Annotated in this window: 7 protein-coding genes and 1 pseudogene; 1 reads left to right on the top strand and 7 read right to left on the bottom strand. The window is 43.4% G+C overall.

The features are described from left to right. Positions 1-378: 378 nt before the first annotated feature. The 7 genes from MHN09_RS20510 to MHN09_RS20485 form a co-directional block, all read right to left on the bottom strand. Positions 379-705, bottom strand: coding sequence for a YbaB/EbfC family nucleoid-associated protein (locus MHN09_RS20510; RefSeq protein ID WP_014950049.1), 327 nt, complete (start codon positions 703-705; stop codon positions 379-381). A 38-nt stretch (positions 706-743) separates the two neighbouring features. Continuing rightward, positions 744-3,818, bottom strand: coding sequence for a DNA polymerase III subunit gamma/tau (gene dnaX / locus MHN09_RS20505; protein WP_049588632.1), 3,075 nt, complete (start codon positions 3,816-3,818; stop codon positions 744-746). Between the two features lie 41 nt (positions 3,819-3,859). After that, positions 3,860-4,396 carry an adenine phosphoribosyltransferase gene (gene apt / locus MHN09_RS20500; protein WP_014950051.1) on the bottom strand — a complete coding sequence of 179 codons (537 nt, stop codon included), beginning with the start codon at positions 4,394-4,396 and terminating at the stop codon, positions 3,860-3,862. A gap of 22 nt (positions 4,397-4,418) precedes the next feature. Beyond that, the gene (locus MHN09_RS21525) at positions 4,419-4,541 is read right to left on the bottom strand and encodes a hypothetical protein (RefSeq protein WP_256253717.1); all 123 of its coding nucleotides are present in this window, start codon (positions 4,539-4,541) and stop codon (positions 4,419-4,421) included. Positions 4,542-4,694: 153 nt separating this feature from the next. Next, positions 4,695-5,459: a putative DNA-binding domain-containing protein gene (locus tag MHN09_RS20495; protein WP_239241796.1), complete on the bottom strand. Its 765-nt coding sequence runs from the start codon at positions 5,457-5,459 to the stop codon at positions 4,695-4,697. Then, positions 5,456-6,307 carry a DUF692 domain-containing protein gene (locus MHN09_RS20490; protein ID WP_061486127.1) on the bottom strand — a complete coding sequence of 284 codons (852 nt, stop codon included), beginning with the start codon at positions 6,305-6,307 and terminating at the stop codon, positions 5,456-5,458. The genes MHN09_RS20495 and MHN09_RS20490 overlap by 4 nt, the downstream gene beginning before the upstream one ends. A gap of 149 nt (positions 6,308-6,456) precedes the next feature. Then, the gene (locus MHN09_RS20485; protein WP_049588657.1) at positions 6,457-6,837 is read right to left on the bottom strand and encodes a hypothetical protein; all 381 of its coding nucleotides are present in this window, start codon (positions 6,835-6,837) and stop codon (positions 6,457-6,459) included. Positions 6,838-6,884: 47 nt separating this feature from the next. Here MHN09_RS20485 and MHN09_RS21610 point away from each other — a divergent pair. Then, positions 6,885-7,241: pseudogene (locus MHN09_RS21610) on the top strand (transcriptional regulator); the annotation flags it as partial. Positions 7,242-7,998 lie beyond the last annotated feature (757 nt).

Raw genomic sequence — 7,998 nt, 5'->3', positions numbered from 1 at the left:
ATTAGCATTATTCTATCATTATTAGACAAGTGCTGAACTTCCGTTAATCGCACACTAAACCAATTGATTTATCATACTGCAAGTGTCTGCAATACGTACACAAGAGACTGTCAGATTTGGTCTAGCTCTATCTCTGAAAGTGTCAGGTTAAGTGACGACTAATCCATACAAACGCGAACAAGTGTTTCCGCGTGGCATTGAAGAATGTACGTTCGTCAACAATATTTACCAGAGTCCAGCCGCTTAAAGACTATCACTCGAATCTTGAATCAAAAAAGCTCTGGAGGAACCAGAGCTTTTTCATATGTATCACTTGACCCCTACTTGACCCCATCACTTTTTAAACTGTTAGAGACCAATGAATACGGGGCTTTTTGCTTAAAACGGCATTTTGAAGCCAGGAGGTAATGGCATTCCGCCAGTTACATCACCCATCTTCTCTTTGCTAGTTTCTTGAACTCGACGTACCGCGTCGTTAAATGCTGCAGCAACCAAATCTTCAACCATATCTTTGTCGTCGTCCATCAATGACTCATCAATGTCTACACGACGCACGTTGTGGTTGCACGTCATGGTTACTTTAACCATGCCTGCACCCGCTTCACCTGTTACTTCAATTTTGGCTAGGTCGTCTTGTGCTTTTTGCATGCGCTCTTGCATTTGCTGCGCCTGCTTCATGATATTGCCCATTCCACCTTTAAACATAATTTTTGTCTCGCTTCGTTTTGGTGTTAATAATTCTGCTATCGCGCTTTAACCGAATCGGTTAGCACTGACGCATCGAAAGTCGATAGCAATGCTTGAATTGTATCGTCGGTTTTAATCACCGAGTGTGCATGCGCATGGCGCATGGCATGAATCTCTTGTTGCAACGCAAAAGGTGTAGATGCTGGTTCACCTAACGTGATATTTACTTCAACGTTTTCACCCAACCCATGATGGATTGCATCAACCAATTGCTTTTTCGCACTATCATTTAATAAATGCGTCTGACTATGGTCAATTTCAAGGGACACTTGATTGCCCGCTCGAGAAAATGATGCGTGCAGCACCAATTGTTTGAGTAGACCAGCAACTGGCATTTGCTCAACTAGATTGCTCCATTCGTCAATTTGGCTAGCGTGAGTTAATTTGCTTCCGTCATTTAAGTACGCTTTTAACTGCCCGTCATAGGTACTGCTCAGCGGCGTATCAAAATTTAGAGCATCCCGTGCAAAAGACCGATCTCCCGCACTTTCCATTTGCTCTGGGGAATTGCCGTAATTGGAGCTGCTATCTGAGGGAGCTTCAACATAGTCAGCACCTTCAACGTGTTGAGATGGTTGATTATCGTAATCAGTAGCCCAAGGTGGCATATCCTCAACCGGTGTTTCCGAGTTTGATTGCGCCTCAGATTCGTCATTTGAAAAAGGCATATCCTCTTCAAATTCATCAAGCGAGAAATCGCTCGTGTTGTTTGAGCTAGAATGACTCTTTTCTGACTCGCTAGTATGCATAGTGTCAGAAGAATGCGCGTGAGTATTACCTAAAGACGAGCCTGAATTTGTACTTTCCAGTTGAGGAGTGTCACCGCGCGCAACACTATTATCTTTATGTTCTGAGCCGCTATCTATACGCTCCGGGGTGTTCTCTCTAAGCTCTGGGCTACTATTTAGAGGCTCAGGGCTATGGTCTTGCAGCTCACGGCTGTCTTCATGCCCAACGGGGTTTAAATCACCACTCTTGATTTCGTTATCAGCGTTAGCCTGCCCTGCACTATTATCGCTACCCTTGTTAACTCCATGTGCAGTTTGTGCAGTACTCAACGCCTCGGCTTTACTTCTGGTAAAGCGCGCTTGAATATCACTTGCACTTTCGGTCTTAGCATTTGCTGCGCTGGTACTTTTTGACTCTGCGTCTTGTGCTTTTCTTTGCTTTAACTTTTGACGAAGTGCCAACATATCAGCCGTAGAGGTAAGCTGCTCTTCAGCGGTTAATGAGGACGGTTCGTTCTCGTGCGCCAACGACTCGCTGTTTTTATCAGAGCCTTTGGCGTTATGAGAGCCCTCAGCGTTATGAAAACCCTCAGCGCTTTGAAAACCTTCAAAACCTAAGGAACCATCATCTTCTGACGGAGGTGGCATATCGTCCATGTACGCATCTAACGGAGGTCCATCGAAATATTGCGCTGCTTCGTTATGGGGCGCACTGACTTCACTTGGCGTTGGTTCAAGCTCTGCAGCAACGCTTTCTGTTTGTACCGCTTGTACCGCGGTGTTTTCTACGGGTTGCTCTTCAAAAGACGAAGTTGGAGCTGGCTCTACGGATTCATCATCATATGAAGCATCACGCTCAAGTGCCGTTGTTTGAGTTGTCGTTGCACCTGACTCTGCATGAGGTAGCGCCGCCAGAGTATCACTTCCACTCAACTCGCTTTCATCAGCGGCTGCGTGTTTCTGCTCTTGCTGTGATTCAAATGGAGACGTCGATTGTTCTTGCTGCTCTTTTTCAATTATTGATGTAGCAAGTGAATCTGGGGTAGATGGCGCACCTTCTAACGACTGAGCAGAGGTAGATTCAACCGATAGATGTGAAGGCCTCTCCTTCTGCACATTGGTTGCAGAAGTTTCGCTTAACGGCGCTTCCTTCTGCTTACCGACGTTTCCCGGGCCACCACTGGAAGAAACATGATCTACAGGTAAACTATGCTCACTCCTCCCGTTTTCAATTTCACTTGCCGCGTCGTCGATGGGGGTGTTTGGAGCAAACGACATCATTCGCATCAATGTCATTTCAAACGCACTTTTTCCATCCGCAGCAAACGGTAAGTCTTTTCTTCCTTGCAGTGCAATCTGATAAAGCAGCTGCACTTGCTCAGCTGGAATAGTTTTCGCTAATTGAAATATCGCTTTAGCCGATGTGGTTTCTAGCTTACATGCTTCAGGCACCCATTGCGTTAACGCTATTTGGTGCAGCAGGCTAGCCAATTCGCTGTGTACGTTGTCATAATCGGGGGCTTGCTCTGCGATGTCATTGACCAACTGCAATACATCGGCAGGACTTTTACTTACTACCGCATGAACCACTTTAAGCAACTGGTTCTTGTCCATCAGCCCCAACATATCGGTTACCACCGATGCCAGCACTTGATTTCCACCCTGTGCAATCGCTTGGTCTGTTAAACTCAGCGCATCACGCATACTACCTTGGGCGGCTCTTGCCAAAAGCGTTAGCGCTTGTGGCTCGAAAGGTAGCTGTTCATGCTCTAAAATATGCTGCAGCTGTCCAACAATCTGCTCCCGAGACATGGCTTTCAAGTTAAACTGCAAGCAACGGGATAAGATGGTTATCGGAAGCTTTTGAGGATCAGTGGTCGCCAGTAAGAACTTAACATGTGGAGGTGGCTCTTCCAGCGTTTTTAACAGCGCATTAAAGCTGTGTTTTGAAAGCATGTGTACCTCATCGATAAGGTACACTTTGTAACGCCCGCGAGTAGGTTTGTATTGCACGTTATCAAGAAGCTCGCGAGTATCCTCAACTTTGGTTCTTGATGCAGCGTCAATCTCTAACAAATCAACGTAGTTCCCCTGCTCTATCTCTTTACAGGTGTTACATTGACCGCAAGGATTTGCCCCTTGTCCTTCTTCGCAATTAAGGCTTTTCGAAAAAATACGTGCAATGGTAGTTTTACCTACGCCTCGCGTACCTGTAAACAGATAAGCGTGGTGTAGACGATCGTTATCCAAAGCATTTGAAATGGCAGAGACAACATGTTCCTGACCCACAAGTTCACTGAACTTGCCCGGTCGCCACTTCCTTGCTAGTACCTGATAACTCATTATTACGTATTTCGCCTTTTGCTAGTTATGCTTTATAGCGATTATTCGCCTTCAAACTCACAAATAGAGTAGCTTTCTATATCAAGCGTACTCAATTTCTTCTCGCCACCTAGGTCCGGTAAGTTAATAACAAAACCTGCATGGTTTACTTCACCGCCTAGTGAACGAATTAGTTTCGCAGAAGCGGCTATCGTTCCACCAGTTGCAAGTAAATCGTCAATAAGAAGGACTTTATCACCTGGCTCAATGGCATCTTTATGGATTTCCAATGTATCCATGCCATATTCAAGCTCGTAGCTCTCGCTAACTACTTCACGAGGAAGTTTGTTGGGTTTTCTCACTGGAACAAAACCAATGCCCATTTCGATGGCCAATGGCGCACCAAAAAGGAACCCGCGTGCTTCAGTACCTGCTATCTTGGTAAATCCCATACCTTGATACTTTTCTACAAGTAACGAGATACAGCTACTAAATGCTTTGTGATCTTCTAAAACGCTGGTCACATCTCTAAATAAAATACCTGGCTTTGGATAGTCAGGTACGGTTTTCACTACTGATTTAATATATTCTGCAGTCACAATTATGCCTTGAATGTCTGCGTTATAACCAGAAGGTGAACCAGCCGGCGATGATATGCATCAACGGGAACGCGATTAGAGTTACTAGCGATGCTAGAAAGTACCACTTGTTATAGACTTCTTTGAAATCTGAATTGTCAGCCATTTGCACTACCTAAACAATTTTGTGAACAAAAAAATGGTGCTAAATGTTAATCGAAAGCAAGCCCGATTGACAGCGCTAATATGATCGATCGGTCACTTTCAGACCAGATCCTAGCGAAAGTTTAATATAAAGCAGGTAAATAGTAATGGTTACTTAGGATACTGGAAGCAGTATTCCTTTTTGTAACATGTCAGTGAGGGTCTGGTTCATACCATTTATAAGCACGTTTGAAGGAATTTGGGGAAGTTGTTGGCACAACGACTCCGCTAATTGTCCTATTTCCATTCCCAGTTCATTTTGTTCCAGCGTGTTGACTAAAATAGCCGTCACCGGATTAACATGAGTAAATTGAACGTCAAACTCACGGTCTCTGTAAACAACGTAAAACTGCTGTTCTTCGGCAGGTTGCTCTGGGATATAATCCTCACCAATTAGATGGACTTCGAACTGATATGCCGCCAACGAGGCATACGGTGACACCCTAATTGCGGTAACATTGTTTTCTTGCTGATAGAACTCAACATTGTCTTCATTTTTTCTGATACTGACGTCAAGCTCAAGCCACTCATAGTGAGCAAGTTCCGCAGCAAAGTCGGGCAGAGTAATATCGAAGGTTGGCTCTGTTGAAAGGTACTCAACGAACTCTTTACTTATTTCAGCAAAATAAGGAGAACGGCATTCGTGCTCAATAAAAAACTGCCGCACAATGCTCTCCCACCCTTTCTCACCATACTGTTTTACTATGATGGATTTTAGAACCGGAAACCCGGTGCTGACGAAGTTGTCGATGTTATTAAAAAATAATGATTGATAGATTTTCATCCGACGAGCGTGATCGGCGTTGGTACCGCAATATGTTTGGGGATCTTTGATCGCATCAACGAACGTTTTTTGAGTGGTTTGAAATGACTGAGTCACGCGACACTTCCTTTAACCTTTGACGCTTGAACAGCTTCGCATTTTGCTTGAATTTGCTTAATTTTCTTCACTTCCGCTAATAATTCGCTTAACGGGGGAATATTAAAATCACGCTCTAGCAAAGTCGGAAATACGCCGTGAGTAAGGTAAGCATGCTCCAACAGCGCCCAAACTGGCTCAATGACATCAGCCCCGTGAGTATCAACTTTCAAATCCTCTGCTTCATCATAATGACCAGCAATATGGCCATACACAATTTTGTCTGAGGGCAAGCCGTTAATGAACGCTTTCGCATCGTATTTATGGTTGATACTGTTCACGTAAACATTGTTTACGTCGAGAAGCATTTTGCAACCCGATTCATTTAGTATGCTCTTGGTAAATTCAAGTTCATCCATCTCTTGGCCTGGCGCTATGTAATAAGAGACATTTTCTAAGACCAGCGGTCGTTCGATGATATCTTGAACTTGAACAATTCGAGATACTACGTGCTTAATCGCGTCTTCAGTAAAAGGAATTGGCATCAGATCGTACATATGCCCGTTGCCAGAACAAAAGCTTAAGTGCTCGCTATACAATGCAATATTGTTTGCATCTAAAAATCGCTTAACGGTTTTTACAAACTCGACATCTAGTTTGTCGCTACTTCCGATAGACAAAGATAAACCATGAGTTGTAAAGGGAGCTTGCGAAGACGCTTGCTGAAATTGTTCTTGGTACTTCCCACCAAGTGGGATCCAATTTTCAGGGGCTACTTCCCAAAAATCGACTTCAGATGGCAATGTAGGTAAAAGCGCTTTTAGCATTTCCCGACGAAACCCAAGACCTGCGCCACAGATGTTTTTCATATCTTCCCCTTTACTGCATGGGATTGCACAATAGTAACGTACGTTACTAGACAAAAAAGGCTATCATTCGACAGCCATTTTTTGCTAAGCGTAACTCGTGTAGCCTTCATCATTCTTTTTCAAGCTACACGATGTTTTTTGAATGGCGGTTACATGCTACCGCATTTGCCTTCGCCGCACTTGCCTTCTTTGTCAGCTTTCTTGTCGCCGCCACATTTGCCTTCGCCGCACTTGCCTTCTTTGTCAGCTTTCTTGTCTCCGCCGCACTTACCTTCGCCACACTTGCCTTCTTTTTCAGCTTTCTTGTCGCCGCCACACTTACCTTCGCCGCACTTGCCTTCTTTCTCTGCTTTGTCGCCGCCGCATTTACCTTCGCCACACTTGCCTTCCGCAGCGAATTGGCTGTAACCAGATTCTAATGCTTGCATACCAAATGGATTTACATCTGCTACTGCAACAGTTGACGCCAAAGAGCCAATTACAACTGCACCCAACGCTGTCGCTACTGATGATTTTTTGATTTGTTTCATTGATGTACCCTCAATAATATTAGTCATGTTTAACGTACAGTAAGCACGTGTACTTTAAAAGACCCTGTGGGCCTAAAGGATATTTCACAAAAATTAATTTTTTTACAATTAATTTTTATGACATTGATATTAAAAGGTTTTATATTAACAAAAGTGTATCTGCATACTTTTACAATAAGTTAACAGGAAAAGTTAAGTACAGTACCTACAAAAAGTACAGGGTAAACGCGGTGAAGCAACAATTTTATCTAGGTCAATGGCAAGTCGATGTAACCAGCAATACTCTATCTCTCGGCAAGCTTAAGAGGACTATAGAGCCGAAAACCATGGATGTTCTGCTGCTGTTGTGTCAGCAAAAAGGAGAAGTAGTATCCTCTGACGAGATCGTTGCTCAGTGCTGGCCTAAACATATTTGTTCACTACCTCGAAATTTAGCTTTATATAAAAGCGTATCAGCCGCTTGCAACAGAAAAGTTATGTTCTCATAACAAAGATTTTCATTCGCTGCCACTCCCATATTAACTGTGAGCTTTTTATTTGACACAAGTATGAAGTGCCTGACACTGAGCCGCCCGATTCGTATAGGCAACAGTTGTGCAGCTTGGTAAGGAAAGAGTTATTTATTCGCACTTCGATAGGATTCTAATATTGTAGAGTCACTTATATGTGTAGTAACCAGATTCAAACTATCAACAAGTTCATCTTTGTACCTGCTGTGATTTGAAACTGCAAAATAGGAAGGTATGGTCAACTTGTCTGAAATACTTACCTCAACCAATCGACTACCTAAGGACTCTGTATAAAATTGGTAGGGTTGTTTGTAGCTAATTAGATAAGACGTTCTTCCAACATCAAAAAGGTGAATCGCGTCGCTACTTGTCGGCATATCAAAAAATTCAAAACCTTCTTGCTGAAGTGCCTGTCGAATACCTAAATAGTCATAGCCGCGAATTGCCGAAATTGACTTATCATCCGCAAGTTGTCCGTTATGTAGAAGTACAATAGATAAGTAAACAAATGGAGCGTCTATAAATGTAGCGTTCTGATCTAACGCTGAAGTACTGCGTATTTCGGTGAATCCGAACGGTCATTTCGGTTTTATCCGATCACTTTTTCTTCTTCTTTTTCGTCCTTACCAGTTTTACCTTAAGTGATCGGATT

The organism is Alteromonas sp. MmMcT2-5 (assembly GCF_022348315.1).
Taxonomy (GTDB): Bacteria; Pseudomonadota; Gammaproteobacteria; order Enterobacterales; family Alteromonadaceae; genus Alteromonas; species Alteromonas macleodii.
The sequence above is the reverse complement of the archived record's forward strand: the minus strand, read 5'-3'. Positions and strand labels throughout refer to the sequence as shown.

What these genes read in the sequence shown, in the direction of transcription:
- MHN09_RS20490 (WP_061486127.1), bottom strand. Translation starts at nt 6,307, where the DNA reads ATGAAAAACATCTGTGGCGCAGGTCTTGGGTTTCGTCGGGAAATGCTA.
- MHN09_RS21525 (WP_256253717.1), bottom strand. Translation starts at nt 4,541, where the DNA reads ATGGCTGACAATTCAGATTTCAAAGAAGTCTATAACAAGTGGTACTTT.
- dnaX (WP_049588632.1), bottom strand. Translation starts at nt 3,818, where the DNA reads ATGAGTTATCAGGTACTAGCAAGGAAGTGGCGACCGGGCAAGTTCAGT.
- MHN09_RS20510 (WP_014950049.1), bottom strand. Translation starts at nt 705, where the DNA reads ATGTTTAAAGGTGGAATGGGCAATATCATGAAGCAGGCGCAGCAAATG.
- MHN09_RS20485 (WP_049588657.1), bottom strand. Translation starts at nt 6,837, where the DNA reads ATGAAACAAATCAAAAAATCATCAGTAGCGACAGCGTTGGGTGCAGTT.